General features: G+C 61.7%; 13 protein-coding genes and 1 tRNA gene. 5 read left to right on the plus strand and 9 right to left on the minus strand.

The genetic code is table 11. The features are described from left to right. Positions 1 to 14: 14 nt before the first annotated feature. The 5 genes from NWI_RS09045 to NWI_RS09065 form a co-directional block, all read right to left on the minus strand. Complete coding sequence (locus NWI_RS09045) at positions 15 to 974, minus strand: FecR family protein (protein ID WP_011314990.1); 960 nt, start codon at positions 972 to 974, stop codon at positions 15 to 17. A 106-nt stretch (positions 975 to 1,080) separates the two neighbouring features. Then, positions 1,081 to 1,584: a sigma-70 family RNA polymerase sigma factor gene (locus tag NWI_RS09050; RefSeq protein ID WP_041344955.1), complete on the minus strand. Its 504-nt coding sequence runs from the start codon at positions 1,582 to 1,584 to the stop codon at positions 1,081 to 1,083. Positions 1,585 to 1,836: 252 nt separating this feature from the next. Beyond that, positions 1,837 to 2,136 (minus strand): acylphosphatase, encoded by a 300-nt coding sequence (locus tag NWI_RS09055; RefSeq protein ID WP_011314992.1) that lies wholly within the window; start codon positions 2,134 to 2,136, stop codon positions 1,837 to 1,839. Positions 2,137 to 2,211: 75 nt separating this feature from the next. Next, a complete protein-coding gene (locus tag NWI_RS09060; protein WP_011314993.1) occupies positions 2,212 to 4,227 on the minus strand; it encodes an acetyl-CoA carboxylase biotin carboxylase subunit in 2,016 nt (671 codons plus the stop codon). A 217-nt stretch (positions 4,228 to 4,444) separates the two neighbouring features. Beyond that, a complete protein-coding gene (locus tag NWI_RS09065) occupies positions 4,445 to 5,017 on the minus strand; it encodes a hypothetical protein (protein WP_011314994.1) in 573 nt (190 codons plus the stop codon). A gap of 384 nt (positions 5,018 to 5,401) precedes the next feature. Here NWI_RS09065 and NWI_RS09070 point away from each other — a divergent pair, with 384 nt between their 5' ends. Next, complete coding sequence (locus NWI_RS09070) at positions 5,402 to 6,061, plus strand: peroxiredoxin (RefSeq protein WP_011314995.1); 660 nt, start codon at positions 5,402 to 5,404, stop codon at positions 6,059 to 6,061. A gap of 315 nt (positions 6,062 to 6,376) precedes the next feature. Then, positions 6,377 to 7,504, plus strand: coding sequence for an S-(hydroxymethyl)glutathione dehydrogenase/class III alcohol dehydrogenase (locus tag NWI_RS09075; protein ID WP_011314996.1), 1,128 nt, complete (start codon positions 6,377 to 6,379; stop codon positions 7,502 to 7,504). Between the two features lie 135 nt (positions 7,505 to 7,639). Here NWI_RS09075 and NWI_RS09080 read toward each other — a convergent pair whose 3' ends face one another. Then, complete coding sequence (locus NWI_RS09080) at positions 7,640 to 9,901, minus strand: CHASE2 domain-containing protein (RefSeq protein ID WP_011314997.1); 2,262 nt, start codon at positions 9,899 to 9,901, stop codon at positions 7,640 to 7,642. 361 nt (positions 9,902 to 10,262) lie between these two features. Next, positions 10,263 to 11,618: a tetratricopeptide repeat protein gene (locus NWI_RS09085; protein WP_011314999.1), complete on the minus strand. Its 1,356-nt coding sequence runs from the start codon at positions 11,616 to 11,618 to the stop codon at positions 10,263 to 10,265. A 327-nt stretch (positions 11,619 to 11,945) separates the two neighbouring features. On the opposite strand from NWI_RS09085, the gene NWI_RS09090 reads away from it, so the two are divergent. Both NWI_RS09090 and NWI_RS09100 read left to right on the plus strand, forming a co-directional pair. Further along, positions 11,946 to 12,022 (plus strand) — tRNA-Arg (locus NWI_RS09090). A gap of 806 nt (positions 12,023 to 12,828) precedes the next feature. Then, on the plus strand, positions 12,829 to 13,179 hold the full coding sequence (locus NWI_RS09100; protein WP_041345559.1) for a GrlR family regulatory protein: 351 nt from the start codon (positions 12,829 to 12,831) through the stop codon (positions 13,177 to 13,179). Between the two features lie 6 nt (positions 13,180 to 13,185). Here the strand turns inward: NWI_RS09100 and NWI_RS09105 are convergent, their stop codons facing one another. Next, a complete protein-coding gene (locus NWI_RS09105) occupies positions 13,186 to 15,867 on the minus strand; it encodes a PAS domain S-box protein (RefSeq protein WP_011315001.1) in 2,682 nt (893 codons plus the stop codon). 81 nt (positions 15,868 to 15,948) lie between these two features. Further along, positions 15,949 to 19,446 carry an indolepyruvate ferredoxin oxidoreductase family protein gene (locus NWI_RS09110; protein ID WP_011315002.1) on the minus strand — a complete coding sequence of 1,166 codons (3,498 nt, stop codon included), beginning with the start codon at positions 19,444 to 19,446 and terminating at the stop codon, positions 15,949 to 15,951. 469 nt (positions 19,447 to 19,915) lie between these two features. Between NWI_RS09110 and NWI_RS09115 the strand changes: the two genes are divergently transcribed. After that, on the plus strand, positions 19,916 to 20,176 hold the full coding sequence (locus NWI_RS09115) for a GCG_CRPN prefix-to-repeats domain-containing protein (RefSeq protein ID WP_041344957.1): 261 nt from the start codon (positions 19,916 to 19,918) through the stop codon (positions 20,174 to 20,176). Positions 20,177 to 20,404 lie beyond the last annotated feature (228 nt).

The following is a 20,404-nucleotide window of genomic DNA, read 5'->3' on the forward strand; positions in this document are numbered from 1 at the left end:
CTCTGTGAAGTTCGTCAGACGGGCGAGATGACGGTCATGAAGGGCGTGACGCGCACCTTCGCGCCGAACGGGCGAACCACTGCTTCGAGCGCTCCCAGCGGATCGGCAAGGTCGAAAACACCGCTCACCACGCGGGAGCCGAGAAACGGATCGGCCATGACCACCCTTCCCGGCTGCCAGCGCGCGATCTTGGCCACCATCGCGGAGACGGTTTCCCGTTCGGCGACGATCATTCCCTCCCGCCATGCCGCGATCTGGGAGGCTTCGCGCGTACCGCGAGCAATCGCGTGCGAGGAAGTATCGAAGGTGATCCAGTCGCCCGGATTCAATCTTTCCGCGAGACGAAGCGCGGAGTGGGCCGCTCTCGCCTCGACCGCGCCGTGGTTCACGGAGACCGAGACGAATCCCGCGTCGTTGGACACGTCAAAGGCGGTGCCGAGCGCTGTCGCCGTGAGATCGCCGGACAGGACTGAAAATGGCCGCGACGCGTCGCGCACCACGTCAAAATAAGCCATTCCCGCCAGAAGCCCGATCGTCCTTCGCGCGTCGGCAAAATCGATCGCGACCGCGCTATCGGGTCCCAGCGTGATCTCACTGCCGTCGGACAAGGTAATGCGCCTGATTTCAGCGGTGGACGTCATGTAATCCGCGCGCGCGCGCAGGAGAGCGCCCGGCACCGTCAGCGATCCGGCCGCCGCAACGCCTGCGCCGATCAGGCCGCCGATGACCAGCCTGCGCCGCGACATGCCGCCAATTCCGCCTTCAGCGGCCTTGCGCTGCTCGGTCAGAACCCTTCCGGTCATGCCGTGGATCGCCGCGACCCTGGCCCAGGCCGCCTCGTGGCGGGGGCTGCGCGCCACCCATGTCCGCACCATGTCGACGGAAACAGGGTTGGCCGGGTCGTTCTGAAGGCGAATGGCGAGGTCCGCCGCTTCGCGAAACAATCGGCGGTCCTCTGCTGGCGCCTCGGTCATTCGTATACGTCCATCATCTCGCGCTGGATGACCGCGCGCGAAACCTTCCTATCGAAGATTACGAGTGGCGGGCCGGAATTTTCAGTTTTTCTTGAACGGCGGCCTGTCAGAGGCCGGTCAGCCGGGCATCGATATGATCGTAGGCGTCCCGGATCAGCGACCAGACGCGGGAGGTCGAAAGACCGAGTTCGGCCGCGACCTCGGCAATCGTCATTTCATCGAGCCGATGCATTTCGAAGGCGACGCGGGTACGCTCGGGCAACTCGGCGAGCGCGGCCCTGGTCAGCGCCAGCTTCTGGCGGTCATAGACGGCGGATTCCGGAGACGGCGTGGGGTCGACGATCGCTGCAAAATCCTCGGCCGACATTTCGACCCGACGCAGCACCCGCTCGCGGCGCTGGTGATCGATGCCGAGATTGCGCGCCACCCGAAACAGATAGGCCGCCGGGTTATGAACCGTCACCGACCTGCCAGGCGGCGAGACGAGAACCTTGACGAACGTATCCTGGGTGATGTCCGCAGCCGTTTCCTCGCTCAGTCCCCGACGCCGCAGCGCCGCGGTGATGTCGCGCGCATGGCGTAAGAACAGCCTGTGAAGATCCCAACTCATGCGCGCCCCGAACGCCAGCCGGAAGCCATCCCTTGCCCGCAAACGGATTCGCCCGGCGACAGCGGCTGCGGACAAACGGGAACGAAAGCGAAAGGGATCATGATGCGAACGTGAACTAGCCAAGGATGAGGACGCCGACACGCTGTCACCGTCGCGGTGGTCGGCTTCCAATCGTTTATGGCGTCCAAAATTCTTCCGCAACCGCAATGATCTAGATTGATTCTAGGAAGTGGCCGGGAGAAAGGCTTTTGCCTACACCGTCGGAAGCTGTGAGAAGCGTTCGCCGGGCCGGATCATTTTCAGGGCGTTCGCCGCCACCGGCTGATCTTCAATATCATCCACGCGCGCAAATTCCGGCCCGCTCCGGCATCGCGTGATCATCTCCGCGACGGCTTCGGTCGACCCCGCGAACAGCGCCTCGACGCTCCCGTCACGCCGGTTGCGCACCCAGCCGCCGACGCCGAACCGGATGGCTTCGCGCATCGTCCAGTAACGGAAGCCCACGCCCTGAACCCGGCCGCGGATCATGACCTGACGGACCACCTCATGCATCCAGTGCTCCCATCGGTTGCCGTCGGGCGAAACCACGGCGCGCGAGTTCGAGACATCGAGACACCACGAAAGCGCTCAAGCGAATTCGAGGATCAACGCATCGACCGCCAGCGTCGCTCCAGGCACCGCCGCAATCCTCTTGACCGTTCCGTCCTGCTCTGCGCGCAGCACGTTCTGCATCTTCATCGCCTCGATGACCGCCAGCGTCTCGCCAGCCTTGACCTCCTGCCCTTCGGTCACGGCGATCGAGACGACAAGGCCGGGCATCGGGCAAAGCAGCTTCTTGCCGTTGTCCGTGACCGTCGCCACCGGCATGAGCCGCGCGGCCGCCGCTTCGGTTTGCGTGAACACAGAGACCGCGGCCTCGAAGCCCTGATACGCAAGCCGGAAGCCGCCGGTGATCGGCCTCACCTGCATTGCGATGGGGTGCGCATCGAACGTTCCCTCCCAGACCGGCTGGCCGGGCGCCCATCGCGAAAGCAATCGATGCGCTTCGCCGGCGCTCTCGTCCGCGTCTACGAAGCGAACCGCGATGGCGTCGCCGTCACGCCAGACATCAAGCAGGATTTCATCGCGATCGAGCCAGACCGCGCGGCGCTTCTCCCGCGTCACCGGCCGGCCGTTCATCTGGCCGGAGATCCGCCGCTTGCGTTCGCCAAGCACATGATCGATCGCAGCCGCCACCGCCGCAAGCCTGCGCGCGATCTCGCCTTCCGGCGCGCGAGCGGTGAACCCGTTCGGAAACTCCTCGGCGATGAAGCCCGTCGAAAGATTTCCGGCGCGCCAGCGCGCGTGATGCATCAAGGCCGACAGGAACGGAATGTTATGCCGGATGCCGTCGATGTAGAACGCGTCGAGCGCCTGGGCCTGCGCCTCGATGGCGGCGACGCGAGACGGCCCATGGGTCACGAGCTTGGCGATCATCGGATCATAGTGAAGCGAAATCTCGCTACCTTCATAGACGCCGGTGTCGTTGCGCACGGTGACATCGTCCCGGCTCATTTCCGCCGGTGGCCGATATTTGACGAGGCGTCCGACCGAGGGGAGAAAATTGCGGAACGGATCCTCGGCATAAACCCGCGTCTCGACCGCCCATCCCGTCAGCGTTACATCCTTCTGGGCTACCGACAGTTTTTCTCCCGCGGCGATGCGGATCATCTGCTCGACCAGATCGATGCCGGTAACCAGTTCGGTAACCGGATGCTCGACCTGTAGCCGCGTGTTCATCTCGAGGAAGTAGAAGCTCTTGTCCTGCCCGACGACAAACTCGACCGTGCCTGCGGAGTCGTAGTTTACCGCCTTGGCCAGCGCCACGGCCTGCTCGCCCATCCTGCGCCGCGTGATCTCATCAAGCAGGGGCGATGGCGCCTCCTCGATGACTTTCTGGTTTCGCCGCTGGATCGAGCACTCACGCTCGCCGAGATGGATCACATTGCCATGCTTGTCGCCGAGCACCTGGATTTCGATATGCCGGGGTTCGACGATGAATTTCTCGATGAAGACGCGGTCGTCGCCGAACGAGGCTTTCGCCTCCGCTTTCGCCAGATTGAAGCCCTCCGCCACCTCGGCACTGGAATGCGCGATGCGCATGCCCTTGCCCCCTCCGCCCGCGGAGGCCTTGATCATGACCGGATAGCCGATTTCACCGGCGATCTTCACCGCGTGCCTGTCGTCCTCGATCACGCCGAGGAATCCCGGCACCGTCGAAACCCCTGCGCTCGCGGCCACCATTTTGGATTCGATCTTGTCGCCCATCGCGGCGATCGCTTGCGGATGGGGTCCGATGAAAACGATGCCGGCGTCCGCCAGCGCGCGCGGGAACCCCTCGCGCTCGGACAGGAACCCGTAGCCGGGATGGACGGCTTCCGCGCCGCTCTTGCGGCAGGCTTCGACGATTTTCTCGATAACGAGATAGCTCTCGGAGGCCGGCGGAGAGCCGATCAGCAAGGCCTCGTCGGCCATCTTGACATGAAGCGCGTCGCGATCCGCCTCAGAGTACACGGCGACGGTCTCCACCCCCATCCGGCGGGCTGATCTGATGATCCGGCAGGCGATCTCGCCGCGATTGGCGATCAGAATTCGTTTGAACATGCCTTGCGACCTGCAACCTTCGGGAGCGGTCCAATCATCATCGGCACCGTATACACGGTCCGGTCTTCGTGCTGTTACTATTTCTCGTATAGAAAAACCAAACAGGAGCAAGGGTTTTCGGCGGCATATCAGTCGCAGCCGCTCGATCCCGAGCGGCCGATAAAAAACGGCGGGCAAATAACCCGCCGTTCGTCGATTTAGAGCCTTTCTGCCGCCCTTACATGCCGAGATCGAGAACGCCCGGAAGGTGCGCCAGCGGCAAGGTTGCCGCGCCGATCAGGCTCGCGACCAGCGCCATCAGCTGACGATTGCCGCGGCGTTTGCCGCGCATCTGGTTCGCGATCCACTCCAGCACTTCGATATTGACGCCCACCGCGCGGGTTGGCGCCCAGCTTTCGATAGCGGTATCCGGAGCCAGAGCGATGCTGCGCGACGGCACGGGAAGTCCCGATGCGGACGCCGCGTGGTGGACGATGGCTTTGGCGAACAGATCGTCGAACCGCCCGCCATCGCTTCGCTCGGTGGCGGCATCGTTGATCTCGAACAGCGCTTCAGCCTCTTCCCGGCTGACCGGCTGGTTGTCCACGGCAGCAGCCGTCAGAAGGCGCTCACACCAGGAAGTGTCGGTGGAGTCGAGCGCTCTGGAGAAATGAACGCGGCCTCCGGCGGTCGGGCCCTCCCCCGTAATGACCCCGTTACGGACGGTTGCGAGGGCCGCCACCACATCCTTCCGGCTCGAAATGGCAAATGTATCGATGGGGGCGACGGCGGCGGACAGGTCGGAAAGCATCGGTAGGGTTCTCTCTTCTGGATCAGATGAGCAATTTCACGCGGGCGTGAATCGTTCGTTAAAAATCGGACAATCCGCTGCCGTGTTCGAACTTAACGTTCGAACTTAACGGTCAGTTGGTTGTCGCCCCCGTGGCGGCCCCGGTTCAAGACATTGGCAATAGCTTTCGGCACGCGTGGGGCGACGGCGGGGCAACATCGGGACATCTTCGATCACGATGCCGTAGGGTTAATTCGCCGCCCCCGGGCAAGTGTCGATAGGAAGATGCTCCGCTATGCTCTCCGGAAAAAAAGACATTGTCTTTTTCGTAACCGGTTCCGTTTCGCGAGGTCCGAGCCTATAGTCCCCGCCACCAGTTAACTGTGTGACACGAGGACGTGACTTATGACTTTATCGATTGGCTCGACCGCTCCCGATTTCGAAGCTGAAAGCACCGAAGGCCCCATCAGCTTTCACAAGTGGCTGGGTGATAGCTGGGGGTTGTTCTTTTCGCACCCCAAGGACTTCACGCCGGTCTGCACCACCGAGCTCGGCGCCGTCGCCCGGCTCAAGCCGGAATTCGACAAGCGGGGCGTCAAGCTGATCGGCATCAGCGTCGACCCGACCGACAAGCATCACCTCTGGTCCAAGGACATCGAGGAAACGCAGGGCGTCGCGCCGAACTATCCGCTGATCGCGGATGTCGATTTCAAGGTCGCCAAGCTCTACGGCATGTTGCCGGCCAGCACGTCCGGCGACGTCAACAAGCGGACGCCCGCCGACAATCAGACCGTGCGCAACATCTTCGTGATCGGCCCAGACAAGCAGGTCAAGATCGTTCTCATTTACCCGATGAGCACCGGCCGCAACTGGCAGGAGGTGCTGCGCGTGATCGACTCCCTGCAACTCACCGCCAAACACGGCGTTTCGACCCCGTCAGACTGGAAGCAAGGCGACGATGTGTTCTTTTCCGCCGCGGTTCCGGAGGAAGAGGCCCGCAAGAAATTCCCCAAGGGATGGAAGTCGCCGAAGCCGTATTTTCGGATCGTCGAACAGCCGAAGTAACGCGGGCAGCTTCAACGCCTGCGCAAGTGAAGGGACGCCTCCAGGGCGTCCCTTTCTTTTTGGCTAGTTAAGCGAAGCATGTCCTCGGGGCTTGACCCGAGGATGGATGACCTGGTCGCGTGAAGAAAGCGCGTCAAAGCAACAATCTGGAGCTTCGCTTCTGATTCAGTCAGAGCGATAATGTTCTGGAAAATCCAGCGGCGCTCGAAGCGGATGCGGCGGCCGTCGTTGCGGCTTCGGAGGCACGACCGTATCCTGGGCGGCAACGCCCATTCCGTCGATGCTCTTTCAATTCCTGCCGGAGAAGAAGCCGCCATGCACGTCCGCGCCGCAGTCGCCCTTGCCGCCGGCAAGCCGCTTGAAGTCACGACCGTGGAACTCGACGGCCCACGCGATGGTGAGGTCATGGTCGAGATCAAGGCGGCCGGCGTCTGCCACACCGACGAGTTCACCTTGTCCGGCGCGGATCCGGAAGGGTTGTTTCCGGCCATACTCGGCCATGAGGGCGCCGGCGTGGTGGTCGATGTCGGCAAGGGCGTGACCTCGGTGAAGAAAGGCGATCACGTTATTCCGCTCTACACGCCCGAATGCCGGCAATGCCCGTCCTGCCTGTCGCGCAAGACCAATCTGTGCACGGCCATTCGCGCGACCCAAGGCCAGGGGTTAATGCCGGACGGCACCTCGCGCTTCTCCTTCGACGGCAAGCCGCTCCATCACTACATGGGCACCTCGACCTTCGCCAACTACACGGTGCTGCCGGAGATCGCGGTCGCGAAGATCCGCGAAGACGCTCCGTTCGACAAGGTCTGCTACATCGGCTGCGGCGTCACTACCGGCATCGGCGCGGTGATCAACACCGCGAAGGTCGAACCCGGCGCCAAGGCGATCGTGTTCGGCCTCGGCGGCATCGGGCTGAACGTCCTGCAAGGGTTGAGGCTCGCCGGCGCCGACATGATCATCGGCGTGGACATCAACGACGATCGCAAGGCGTGGGGCGAGCGCTTCGGCATGACGCACTTCGTCAATCCCACGGATGTCGGGAAGGAACTCGTCCCTTACCTTGTCGATATGACGAAGTCCGGCGCTGATCAGATCGGCGGCGCGGATTACACGTTCGACTGCACGGGCAATGTGAAGGTGATGCGCCAGGCGCTGGAATCCTGTCACCGTGGCTGGGGACAGTCGATCGTGATCGGCGTCGCCCCCGCCGGCGCGGAGATCGCGACGCGGCCGTTCCAACTCGTCACAGGCCGCGTATGGAAAGGCACGGCGTTCGGCGGCGCGCGCGGCCGCACCGATGTGCCGAAGATCGTAGACTGGTACATGCAGGGCAAGATCCAGATCGATCCGATGATCACGCACGTCATGCCGCTCGACGACATCAACAGAGCGTTTGACCTGATGCGCAAAGGCGAATCGATCCGCGGCGTCGTCACGTTCTGAAAGAGACTTTCCGTTCCGCCGGAATCAGAAGCAAGGCTCTCTGATCTTGTTTTAAAGCGTTTTCCTCACGCGAACAGTTCATCCATCCTTAGGGCTCAAGTCCGAGGACATGCTTCGCTTGAAAACGCTATAGTTTCACATCGTATGGATAGGCACGATCTGTTCAGCCAGGCGGTGATAGAAGCCCTGCATGTCCTCGCCGGCAAGCTCCCGGCACCGGGCCAGGGCGGCTGTCGCTTCGAACCCCTCACCTGCTTTGATCGCGGCCAGCAGCGCGCCGTGCCGCGCTTTCCATTCGGCGAACTCCGGCGATGCCGCCACTGAATCGTCGCCGACGATCGCATAAATTTTGGTGGGGCGTGACTTTCCCTTCAACAGGATCTCGCCGGCCTCAAGCAGCGCAATCCCTCTAACGCGTCGCGCCACGTCCTCCGAAACCAGAAGATCCACATCGAGCGTCTTGCTTGCCGATTCGATCCGTGCCGCCACGTTCACGACATCGCCCATGGCCGAGTAGTTGAATCGTCTTTGCGATCCCATGTTGCCCACGCAAGCCAGTCCGGCATTGATGCCGACTCCTATCCTGACGCGCGGGTCAGTGAAGCCACGCGCCGAGAATCCGAAAACGTCGGCGTCGTTGAGCGCGGTGAGCGCCTCACGCATCTTGAGCGCGGCCTGGCAGGCTCGGGTCGCATGATCGGGCACGTCGGCCGGCGCGTTCCAGAATGCCATGATCGAATCGCCGATGTATTTATCGATGGTCCCCAGTTCATCCTGTATCGCATCCGACAGCGGCGCCAGCAGCGTATTGATGAAATCGACAAGCTCGGTCGCGGTCAGGGCTTCAGAGATCGGCGTAAACCCGCGAACATCCATGAACATCACGGAAATATCGCGGGACGCGCCACCGAGGCGCATCTCCTGCGGCGAATTTTCAAGCTGCGTCAGCAATTCCGGCGCGAGATATTGACCGAAAGCCTGACGTACGAATTTTTTTTCGCGATCGGATGCAACGTGAAGCACACGCTCCACGGCGATATAGACTGTCAGCGCCGCCAGCGACGGAAAGATCGGGTCAATCAGCAGCCGAAAATGCGAGAAGGCGATCCACGATCCGGCCAACCCCGCGACAAATCCGACGACGCCGGCATAGAACGAGAACCGCGCGCCGAACATCAGCACAAGGCCGGCGACCAGGGCGCCGAACAACAAGGTCAGGACGATCTCCAGTCCCTTGGCCCAGTCGGGTCGCTCGATGAAATCCTGCGCAAGGATTTGCTCGATCACCTGCGCCTGAACCGAGACGCCCGGAACCGACCCGCCCAGAGGCGTCGTGCGTGAATCCATCAAGCCCGCGGCCGATGCGCCGACCAGAACGATCGCGCCATCGACCAGCGGCTTCACCGTCGCCTCTTTAGCCGGATCGAGAATGTCTTTCACCGACACGTAACGCTGCGGCCGGTCGCGACTGAAATAGACCCAGGACTCTCCGTTGCTCGTTAACGGCAGCTTGAACGCCCCTACCCGCATGTCGATCAGCGCGGCGCTGCCGGTATCACTGTCCCCGCTCGATCCGGTCCCGCGCACGATGATGCTTTTCTGGTTCTGGGCGACGCGGAGCGCCTCGATCGCAAGGCTGGGGTAGATGCTCACCCCGTCGGAAAACAGCATGGGTACACGGCGAACGATGCCGCCGCGATCGTGCGAACTGAGATTGATGCCGCCGATACCCGCCGCCTTCTGATTCAATATCGGCAGGCTCGATACCGTGCCGCCGAACGGCGCCAGCACGTTTGCCGGATTGACGCCGACAAAGGCCACCCCGGCCCGCACCGGCGGGCGCTTGTCATTGACGGCGCCGGTAGCGGCGAAGCCGAACACGACCCCCGCGTTCTCGATAGCATCGGCGAACGCCTGATCATGATCAGGCAGGTTCGCGAGCAGCTTCAGGGTCTGGTCGAGATCCGGCGCGCCGGAGTCTTTCAAATCGTTGGCGAGCCGGCTCGGCGTCGTGCGATCCGGTTCGGAAAAGATGACATCGTAGGCGACCACGCCTGCGCCGAGATCGGCAAGCCGACGGGTCAGCGCGGCAAGACGCGTCCGCGGCCAAGGCCACTGGCCATACTCCGAAATCGAGGCTTCATCGATGTCGACGATCCGCACCGGCAGATCGGTGTAAGCGCGCGGTTTGAGGCGCTGATAGGTATCGAACGTACGCTCCTTCAACTCGGTGACGATGCGCGGATCATACGCGCGCAGCGAAGCAAGCAGCACGAGGGTCACCACCGCCGCGCCGACCGCCCGAAGATTCTTGTTGCGCGTCAGCCGGCGCAGGCGCGCCCATGCTAGCATCGCTCGAACGCGCAAGGTGTTCCGCAAACGCGTCGCGGCCTTCATCGCTCCGTCGCCCGTTCAGGCGCGAACAGGGGAACATGACCGCCGGTGCGGTCAGAAAATCTCGCCGGCGCGCGGCAGGCGTCCGCGGGCCTTCCGCTCAAGCCTGGATCGGCGCAATCAAGGGACGACGACAAAGGGTCTTTGGTCCGGTTCGATGTTTCGTTGATCAACCTGGCAAACCGCGGGCACGACAACATCGCGAATGCGGCCAGGACATTATAACGTTTTCGAGTGAAATGAATACCGCAGCCAGATCGCCACTGCGCGGCTTCGACGCGACGTGTTTTCTTCACGCGAACAGGTCATCCATCCTCGGGTCAAGCCCGAGGATATGCTTCACTCGAAGAGACTATAGCCGGTTTCAGAACCGTGCGGTCGGCCCGATCGAGACCGAGAAGTTATCGAGGGTGAAATTCGGCAGCGACGAGTCGATCTTGGTGTAAAGGATCTGGGTCCGCAAGCCCACGTTTCTGTACACCTGCGCATCGAAGATCGCGCCGTAGCGTTGCTCCCAATCGTGCCTTATCTGGAAAGGATCGACGATCGGATTGGGCGCGTCGTAATTGGCCCGGCTAAAACCGAAGGTCGGAGCGATCACGAACTGATGCGGCGTGCCGAACACCGGCAAGGCGAACGCGTATGGAAAAGCCATGTCGATCGAATAGCGCTTGTATGAGTAGAAATCGAAGGCGGCACGGTTCTGATCGAAGGCGGCGCGCGTCGTCCAGTGCATCGGTCCGAGGCGGAGATCGGAGGTCACGACCGCTGATAGCAGATCTCCGGTTTGTTGGCTGGCCGTTGGAAAGTTGAACGAGTCAGAAAAATTGCGGTGCCGCTGCTCGACGAACGCCTCCAGAAAGCCGCGATCGCCGATGGTCGTGCGCGCGGAAAACCCGGCGCCGCCCGCCGAGAAATAAGTGGCGTCCCCCAGCCAGACCTGATCTCCGATGCCGTAAAGCTTGACCGATGCGTTCTGTCCGATCGCGAAACGCGGGCCGACCACGACCTCGACCAGGCCGAAATTGAACTGGTTGAGTTTGTACTGGCGCGAATTAAGGCCCAGGAAGCTCGCTTCGATGGCGTCCCCCCGCGTTCCGATCTTATAGGCATAGTGAGCCGCGAGGGTCTGGAACATATTCACGTCCGGACTCTTGCCGAACGAACTGTTGAGAATGGCATCCTGACCCAAGGCGCGCACCATCAGGCTCGAGGGGCCGAGGTTGGCGTTGGTCTGATAGCGCAAGCCGGCTGTGGTGAACACGCTGAACTCATAGCGCGCGAGCCGCCGGTCGATCTCGGTCAGATAGGCACGGACCTGGGCGCGGATATCATCGGGAGCGTCCGCGCCCTTGATCGCCTCCTGAAAATAGCTGCGCGCCAGTTCGTATGAGCCAAGCTTGAAATATAGTACCCCCAGCTCGAGTTTGACGCGCGGCAAATTCGGATTGAAGAACAGCATCCTTTCGAGGGCGCCGATAGCGGCCTCATAGTCGCCGCGCTTGACGGCCTGCTCGGCAAACTTGAAACTCGCCTCCAGATCGGCGGGGTTCTTGTACATCTGCTGGAACAGCGCATCGTAGTCCTGCTGAACGGCAGACGCCGCGGAAATGAGTGACGCTGAGATAGGCGATGTCGTCGATTGCGCCGCGGCTCCCGAGAAGCAAGCCGTCATCGTCAACAAAACGGACGCGACTTTCGCGGTCTGAATAAGTTTCACGCCACCACCCGGAACTTTGATGCGAGGCCTCCCTTCCATCTCCGTGGAAATATGGAGCAATTACGCACCGTTACGGCTGCCAGATTAGCGGCGGTCTCCCCGATTGGAACAACGATATCCCCGCGTCGACACGATTTCGGAGCGGAGTCACCCTTTTACCACACGTTGATCAAATGAAATCAACGGCTTGGCAGCACACATCGAACCGGGGCGAGAACCGCGATCAACCGAACTGGTCCGGGATTATTAACAGGCGCTCTTTCCCTAGAAATGCTGCCTCCAAATCGCGTGACATCGGGACCCCGCAGTTCCTATAAGTGGGCGCGTGCGCTCGTAGCTCAGCTGGATAGAGCATCGGATTTCGATTCCGAGGGTCGGGAGTTCGAATCTCTCCGAGCGCGCCAACGGCACTCCTGAACCGGATGGAACATCCCGCACCATGAGGTATAGTTCGGAGATTCGTTCTGGAGGTTCCATGAAGAAGATCATACTTGCCACGTCCTTAATGCTGGGGGCTACGCTGCTGTCGACCCCGTCCATGGCGGTTCCTGCCGCACCGGGCGCTATTCCCTCGTCGACCGCGCTCCAGCCGGTTCAGTTCTTTTACGGCGGGCGAAACTATTGTTGGTACAATATGGGGTGGCGCGGCCCCGGATTCTATTGGTGCGGTTACGCATCGCGGCGTGGCATGGGCTGGGGTGGCGGCGCAGGCTGGCGTGGTTGGGATCATAGAGGCGGTCGCCACTTTGGCGGACCTCCGCGCCGCAACGGTCCTGGCATTCATCACGGTCCCGGCACCCATCGCGGGACCGGCATTCATCGCGGTGATCGAGGTCCTCTCCCGCCCGGAGCAGTTCCTGGCAGACACGGCGGAGGCCATGGCGGCCGCTACTAAGCCTTTTCGCTTCTGTGTAATCAAAAGCGAGGCTCTATATTGTTATTTTGACGCGTTTTCTTCACGCAAACCGCATCCATTTCGCTTGAAAACGCTCCAAGCCTGTCGTCCTTCTGGTGGCGGAGCCGCGCGTTGCGCCCTCCGTTTTCCATCAGGACGTTGCATGATTCACGGAACGGGTCTGCGGTCTCGCAGATCCGTTTTTCATCCGTGAGGCCGGCGACGCCTGGAGCGCCTTCGCATTGACGCGATCGCGTCCTCTTTGACATAATGAGGCCGGGACAAGACAAAATTACCGGCTGCGAGCGGATCACCATGAAAAATGGGCTGTATTCGGTTCACGTCGCCTTGCTTGACGGGCGTCTGGGCAAGGGCAGCGGCGTGGTCATGTTCCGCGACGGCAAGATTCTCGGCGGTGATGCTTATCTGTTCTATACCGGCAGCTATTTCACCAAGGACGACGGCACTTTCCGGGGCGAGGTTCTGGTTCAGCGCCATACGCCTAATCCCGATCCGAATCTGCTGTTCAGCAGCCCGGAACCCGTGGGTATCGGCGTCACCGGAACTTTTACGGATACGACCGGCACGATGAATGGCACAGCGCTGGTCGGAAAGGCGAGCCAGATTTTCCGGGCCACGCTGCGCAAGCTGGCCGACACGGATTAGGGACCGCTATTCCGCAGCAAGTTCCATGGGCGCGACCCGAGGCAGAACAATATGAATGCGCGTGCCCTGCCCGGAATCTGAGTCAAGTTCGATACGCCCTCCCAGCCGGCTCGTTACGATATTGTAGACAATGTGCAGACCGAGGCCTGTTCCTCCTTGATCGCGCCTCGTCGTGAAAAAGGGATCGAACGCCTTGCGCCGCACATCGGGGTTCATGCCGCACCCGTCGTCGGAGAACAGAATCTCGACATTGTCCCCTCCTACTCGCCGGACGGTAATATTGACCGTGCCGCCCTTGCCGTCCGGAAAGGCGTGCGCGACCGAGTTGAGAAACAGGTTGGTCAACACCTGGCCGTAAGGCCCCGGGTAGCTGTTCATCGTGAGATCAGGCTCGCAATCGACCGTCAACGCGACATGATGCTTGCGCAGGGCGGGACGCAGACTCATCACCACCTGCTCGGTGAGTTCGCCGAGGTCGAAGGTGCGCTTGTCCGAATAGCTGCGGTCCGCTGCAACCTGCTTGAATGACTGGACCAGTTCGGCAGCGCGATTGAGATTGGCGACGAGTTGAGAGGCAGCATCGCGATTGGCGGCAATGAAATCGTTGAGGCTTGAGCGCCTCAACTGCCCACGCTCGACCTCCGCGGCGAACAGGGCGATCTTGCGCTCCAGCGAAGAAGCCACCGTCAGACTGATGCCGACCGGATTGTTAACCTCATGAGCAACGCCCGCAACAAGACGTCCCAGCGCCGCCAGTTTTTCCGCCTCGATCAGCGAATCCTGGGTTGCGCGCAGATTACTGAGCGCCGCCTCGGCGGCGTCCTTGGCGCGTCGCATTTCCTGCTCGCTCCGCTTGCGGTCGCCGATGTCGAGCGCGACCGTGACGATATTTTCCACGCGGCCGTCGGCGTCGCGGATCGGGAGCTTGTTGACGAGCCATTGTCGCGGTTCGCCTGACGAATCCTGATATTCTTCTTCGTAGAAACCAAGCTCCTTACCGCTCTCAAGGACCCGCCGGTCGGTCTCATCGGTCTTTTCCGCATCGTCATGCGACATGACTTCGCCCGCCGTCCGTCCTATCGCATCCGCCGGCTCTATCCCGAAGATGCCGGCCATGTAGCGATTCATCAGGACGTAACGCATCTCCGCATTCTTGACGTTGATCACCGCCGGCACGGTGTCGATCACCAGTTGCAGCAGACGCCGCCCCTCCGCGATCGTCTCCTCTGCTCTCCTCTGATCGGTGATGTCGCGGACCACGCCTTCATAACGAACGATGCGCCCGTCTTCGTCGCGGACAGCGGTCGCGCTGTCGGAGAGCCACAGGATGCCGCCATCGCGCTGACGCACCTGATACTCGAATCCGCGAACAGTCCCGTCACGCTCCATCCGTTGCTGGTACTTAGCGCGCGCATCTGTATCGACGTAAACCGTCTGCGCGCTGTTGCCGATGCCGCGGAAGAGGTCGTCGGGGGTATCATATCCCATCATACGCGCCAGCGCCGGATTGGCGTCGAGCAGTTGACCGGCCGGCGTCGTGACATAGATCCCGTCGACCGAACCTTCGAACAGCTTGCGATAGCTCTCCTCGGCAAGGCGCTGCTCGGCAAGCGCCCGAACCGCGGCTTCTCGCGCGGAGTCCGCCTCAGCGAGCGTCCGGCGAAACACCTCGGCCGCGCGTGCGATATCCCCGATCTCATTATCGACCTCGGTTGAGGGGATCGATGTTTCCTTCTGGCCTCCAGCCAGTTTCCGGATCGCCCTCGCGATCGCCTTCAATGGCCGGACGGTCCGGCGGACCACGAACACCGCCGCGAGCAGGCCGATCACGATTCCCACGCTGCCGAGAATGATGCTCTGCCATTTGGTTTCAGCAAGCGTCCGGGCAAAATCGCGCGACAGCACCCGCTCGCGCTCCGCGCTGAGTTCGCGCAGCAGTTCCGTCACCTGCCCGATCAACCGCCCTTCCGCGCCCAGCACATCCCGGTCGAGATCCGCGATCTGCCGCTCCCGCAAGGATATCGCGATCACGGCATCGGCATAGGCCTCGACCGCGGCACGCACCTTCGGCTCGTCCACGCGAATGGCGCGCATGTTTTCAGCCGCCCGCTCCGCGGTCGTCGGGTCATGCCCGAGCAGCGCGGCAGCGACGTCGCTTTGCGCTCGAAACAGTGCTCTCGACGCAGACTGATCGGCGGACTGCTCGATGATGAGTTCGAGTTTTTCGCGAAGCGGCGGCAGCGTTTCGATCAGCTTCGCGCGGTCTCCAATCAGGTTCGCAGCCTGTTCTATACCCTTGCGGTAGTGCTCCAGTCGCGGCGTGACGCCATCGATCATCTCCTGCTGTTCTGGGGCAAGCTTGATGCGCGTCTTCTTGAGCATCTCGTTCAAGGACGACGTGGCGCCCCACACCCGGCTGGACTGGGCCTGCGGGTCGGTGACGTAGTCCCGCGCCGCCAGCCGCAACTCGTTCATGCGGCGATCGAGTTCCTCGGCGAGGTCGACGACGCTGTCGAGCCGCTGCAATTCGGCAAAGGTATTGTCGAGATGACGGGTCGCGACGACATTGGCCACGCTGGTTATCACGATGATCGCCAGCACCAGGAAGAAACCGCCAAAGGTGATCTGGCCGATCGACAGCGAAGACGACTTCATCCGCTGAAAGAATGCTCCGAACCCAGATGGCATGGCGTTTTGGACCGGCTCCCGACGGTCCTATATAGGCCGGATTGCCGCTTCGGGGAACAGGAAGACCAAATCAGCGGGCGCCTATTCCGCCGCCATCTGCCGCGGCGCCACCGGAGGCGGATTCGCCAGGTCGCGCAGCAACTCCGCATGACGGCCCCTGGTGTCGGCTACAGCCTTTTCCTTCACGGGACCATAACCACGGATGCGGTCAGGCAGCGACAGCAGTTCGATCGCGGCTTCGACATTGGCCGGTGAAAGCCTGTCGAGCACCGCCGCCACATCGGTCTCATATTCCGCTATCAGGCTTCGTTCCAGCCGGCGCTCCGGGTTGTATCCGAAAACGTCGAAGGCGGTGCCGCGCAGGCCTTTCATTTTCGCCAGCAAGCGAAATACCGGCATCATCAGCGATTTGCCATAAGGCTTCTTGGCAGGCCGGCCGAGCGCGTCTTTCCTGCCGTCGAACAACGGCGGGGCGAGATGGAAGCGGATGCTGTAGTCGCCTTCGAACTGATCGCTGACCTGCTTCCTGAAGCGGCCATCCGTATAGAGCCGGGCCACCTCGTACTCGTCCTTGTAGGCGAGCAATTTGGCGTAGTTGATCGCAACCGCGCGCGGCAAGGCATCGCCGTAGCCACCCTCGTTTGCCGCCTGCCGGATCCGGCTCACCATCGCCCGGTATTTGTCCGCAAGCCTCGCGTTCTGATAGTCCGCAAGGTGCGCCGCGCGATGCACAACGATTTCGTCCAGCGACATGTCTCCCAGAGCCTTCGGCGGGGCCGCCTCACCGGTCCCCTTCATCATCTCGACAAGACGAGCAGGATCCACCACCGCAAGCCGACCAAGCCGAAAGGCCCCGACATTCATTTTCACGGCAACGCCGTTCATCTCGATCGCCTGCTCTATCGCCTCCGAGGTCAGCGGCAGCAAACCCTTCTGATAGGCGTAACCCATCATCATCATATTGGTGGCGATGGAATCTCCGAGCAGCGTCTCCGCCGGCCTTGTAAAGTTGAAGAAGGTGGAATCCTTGCGGAGCGCGGTTTCGAGGACGCGGCCGACCTTGCCGCTTTGGAAATTGAAGTCGCGATCGAGAACGAAGCCGGCGGTCGGAATAAGGTGAGTATTGATAAGACCGTAAGTGCGGCTCGACTCGCAGAGCGTGATCGTTTCCTTGGCTGCCGCGACTACTTCGTCAGCGGCAATGACGAGATCGGCCGTGCCGGTGACGATGCGCGAGCATATCACTTCAGCGGGGTTTCGCGACAGCCGGACGTGGCTCAGGACCGCGCCGCCCTTCTGGGCGAGACCGGACATGTCGAGGATCATGCTGGCCTTCCCCTCGATATGCGCCGCCATGCCGAGCAGCGCGCCGATGGTCAGCACGCCGGTGCCGCCTACCCCTCCAACTCCGATATTGTAGGGCCGGTCGAGCGAAGGCCGCGAAGCCGGTTCGGGCAGATCGCCGATCTCGCCGAGGTCCGCCGGCGCACGCTTTCGCAGGCGTCCGCCGTCGATCGTCACGAACGAAGGGCAGAACCCCTTGAGGCACGAATAATCCTTGTTGCAGGATGACTGGTTGATGGAGCGCTTGCGCCCCATCTCGGTCTCCAGCGGCTCCACCGAAATGCAGTTCGACTGCACCGAGCAATCGCCGCATCCTTCGCAAACCTCGGGGTTGATCAACACGCGGCGCTGCGGATCCTCCATGAGGCCGCGCTTGCGACGCCGTCGCTTCTCCGCGGCGCAGGTCTGCACGAATACGATAGCCGACGTTCCCTTGGTCTCGCGACAGGTTTTCATGACCGCATCGAGGTCATCGCGATGCGCGGTCCGGGTGCCCGGCGCGATGTCTGACGCCGGATAGCTGTCGGGACTCTCCGAAACCAGATAGATGTCTCGGATGCCTTCGGCGTGAAGCTGGAAAGTGATCCGCTGCGGCGACAACTCGCCGTCGAAATGCTGGCCGCCGGTCATCGCGACGGCGTCATTGTAGAGGATCTTGTAGGTGATGTTCGCGCCGGAAGCGACAGCCTGCCGGATCGCCAGACTCCCGGAATGGAAATAGGTGCCGTCGCCAAGATTGGCGAAGATATGCTTCTCATTGGTGAACGGCGCGATACCGACCCAGGGCGCGCCCTCCCCGCCCATATGGGTATAAGTTTCGGTGTTGCGATCCATCCACAGCGCCATGAAGTGGCAGCCGATGCCGGCCATGGCGCGGCTGCCGTCGGGCACTTTGGTCGAGGTGTTGTGAGGACAACCCGAGCAGAAATACGGCACGCGCATCACGGGAGTCGCTGGCTGCATTTGCGACGCTTGACGGCCGTTGAACCAGTCAGCCTTGGCGCGAAGCATCTCGGCGATTTCGGGATTAAGGTTCAGGCGCAGCAGCCGCTCGGTCAGGTATGACGCCAGGGAGGCGACACCCAGTTCCTGCGCGAACGGCAGGAAGCGCTTGTCGTGGTCGTCCATCTTGCCGATGATGCGTGGCCGCACGTCGTCGCGCCAGTTGAACAGCTCCCGCTTGATCTGGTTCTCGACGATCTCGCGTCGTTCCTCAACGATGAAAATCTCCTCGAGGCCGACGGCGAATTCGCGGATGCTCTGCGGCTCCAGCGGCCATGGCATTCCGATCTTCAAAAGCCGCAGACCAATTTTCGCGGCGACCTGCTCGGTAATGCCGAGTTCGCGCAGCGCCTGACGGATGTCCTCGTAGCTCTTACCCGAAGCGACGATGCCGAACCGCGCATTCGGGGAATCCATGGTCACGCGATTGATGTTGTTGGCGCGCGCGAAGGCGACGGCGGCAAAGCCCTTGTGGTCCTGCAAGCGCAAGTCCTGATCGTAACGGTCGTCGGGCCAGCGCAGGTTCAGTCCGCCCGGCGGCATCTCGAAATCGGCGGGAATGACGAACGGCTTCATCTCATCGGTCAGATCGATCTCGGCCGTGGTTTCCACCGTCTCGGTGATGACCTTCATTCCGACCCAGCAGCCGGAGTAGCGCGACATCGCGATGCCGAGCAGTCCCATCTCGATCATTTCGTGAATGCTGGACGGATAGAGATAGGGCATCAGCGCCGCGATGAACGCATGGTCCGACTGATGCGGCACGGTGGAGGATTTAGCGCCATGGTCATCGCCCGCCAGGCACAGCACACCGCCGTTCCTCGCCGAGCCCGCGGCATTGCCGTGGCGGAATACGTCGCCGCAACGATCGACGCCGGGCCCCTTGCCGTACCAGAGCCCCACGACGCCGTCATAGCGCGCGCCCGGGGACAGATTGACCTGTTGCGAACCCCAGACCGCTGTCGCCGCCAGATCTTCGTTCACGCCCGGCTGGAACTTGATGCCGTGCCGGTCGAGATGATGACGGGCCGCAAAGAGCTGCTGATCGTAGCCGCCGAGGGGCGATCCGCGATAGCCGGAAATGAAGCCCGCGGTGTTGAGGCCGGCGGCGCGGTCGCGGCGGATCTGCGCCATCGGCAGCCGGACCAGCGCCTGAAGGCCGGTCATGAAGACGTGCCCTGATCCCTGGGTGTATTTCTGATCGAGGCTGATCGGACCCTGATTGATACCCATTGCGCCGCCCTCTTCGTGCCTGGCCGCCCCCTTAAAGCTAGTGATGCGACTGCTTCAGAACCAGACTTGCCGTCTCAAGAAGCGAACACTCGGGCAAACCCGGAGAGAAAGCCAAGCATCAAATGATCGTAATTTCGTTACGAATAATTCGGACGCGGTTTCGGCTTATGTCTTCGCTCCCCTCCCGCGCGCAAGGACATGTCACTCGGGGCGCGAGGTCCATTGAAGTTCGCGCCCCGCGATCATCAAACCTCTCAGTCTGGCAAGGCCAGAATGATGAATTCAGCAGCCGGCAGCGCGCCAGAGTCTCCTTAACCATGTCGTTGATGAACGATCGATAGGCGGCTCCAAGCGTGTCGATACGCGCTTCTTCGGTTGATGCTGTCAGATTCTGGACAGAGTTATCGTCGACTTTCCGGGTGCGAATCACGACTGCCGCGTTATCGCGGCCGAACCAGAGGACGATTTGATGAAATCAGTTTTTGCAGCAACCTTTCTCGTTGCCACCATCGCAACCTTCGGCATGGCGGACGCCATGCCGCTGGCTCCGCCAGCAGCGGGCGTGAATGCTGACCTCATTCAAGTCGCGCACCGCTGTGGGCCGGGATACCATCGCGGTCCGCGCGGCGTATGCATCGCCAACCGGCGCGGACCGGCGGTCGATCGCCGGCAGCATCGCCGCTGCCGTCACTGGGGTCCGGGCCGCCGCATCTGCCGCACTTGGTGGTAAGGAGCGGCCGCGTTTATAGCGTTTTCGAGCGAAGTGGATACCGGTTCGCGTGAAGAAAACGCGTTAAAAAAAGATCGGAGAGCCTCGCTTCTGATTCCATCAGAAGCGAAACGGCTCTAGATCACGATGGTTTTGGATCGAATCGATCCAAAACCATAAACGTGATCGATTCCATTATTTTAGAGCGGGATGCGGGCGGAAAACCGCTACACACTTTTCCTCATCCCG

The organism is Nitrobacter winogradskyi Nb-255, from assembly GCF_000012725.1.
Classification (GTDB): Bacteria; Pseudomonadota; Alphaproteobacteria; order Rhizobiales; family Xanthobacteraceae; genus Nitrobacter; species Nitrobacter winogradskyi.

Bases quoted from the DNA above. Each gene is read 5' to 3' on its own strand.
- NWI_RS09055 (WP_011314992.1), bottom strand. From the start codon at position 2,136: ATGCATGAGGTGGTCCGTCAGGTCATGATCCGCGGCCGGGTTCAGGGC.
- NWI_RS09110 (WP_011315002.1), bottom strand. From the start codon at position 19,446: ATGGGTATCAATCAGGGTCCGATCAGCCTCGATCAGAAATACACCCAG.
- NWI_RS09045 (WP_011314990.1), bottom strand. From the start codon at position 974: ATGACCGAGGCGCCAGCAGAGGACCGCCGATTGTTTCGCGAAGCGGCG.
- NWI_RS09115 (WP_041344957.1), top strand. From the start codon at position 19,916: ATGAAATCAGTTTTTGCAGCAACCTTTCTCGTTGCCACCATCGCAACC.
- NWI_RS09080 (WP_011314997.1), bottom strand. From the start codon at position 9,901: ATGAAGGCCGCGACGCGTTTGCGGAACACCTTGCGCGTTCGAGCGATG.
- NWI_RS09100 (WP_041345559.1), top strand. From the start codon at position 12,829: ATGAAAAATGGGCTGTATTCGGTTCACGTCGCCTTGCTTGACGGGCGT.
- NWI_RS09060 (WP_011314993.1), bottom strand. From the start codon at position 4,227: ATGTTCAAACGAATTCTGATCGCCAATCGCGGCGAGATCGCCTGCCGG.
- NWI_RS09105 (WP_011315001.1), bottom strand. From the start codon at position 15,867: ATGCCATCTGGGTTCGGAGCATTCTTTCAGCGGATGAAGTCGTCTTCG.
- NWI_RS09065 (WP_011314994.1), bottom strand. From the start codon at position 5,017: ATGCTTTCCGACCTGTCCGCCGCCGTCGCCCCCATCGATACATTTGCC.
- NWI_RS09070 (WP_011314995.1), top strand. From the start codon at position 5,402: ATGACTTTATCGATTGGCTCGACCGCTCCCGATTTCGAAGCTGAAAGC.
- NWI_RS09075 (WP_011314996.1), top strand. From the start codon at position 6,377: ATGCACGTCCGCGCCGCAGTCGCCCTTGCCGCCGGCAAGCCGCTTGAA.
- NWI_RS09050 (WP_041344955.1), bottom strand. From the start codon at position 1,584: ATGAGTTGGGATCTTCACAGGCTGTTCTTACGCCATGCGCGCGACATC.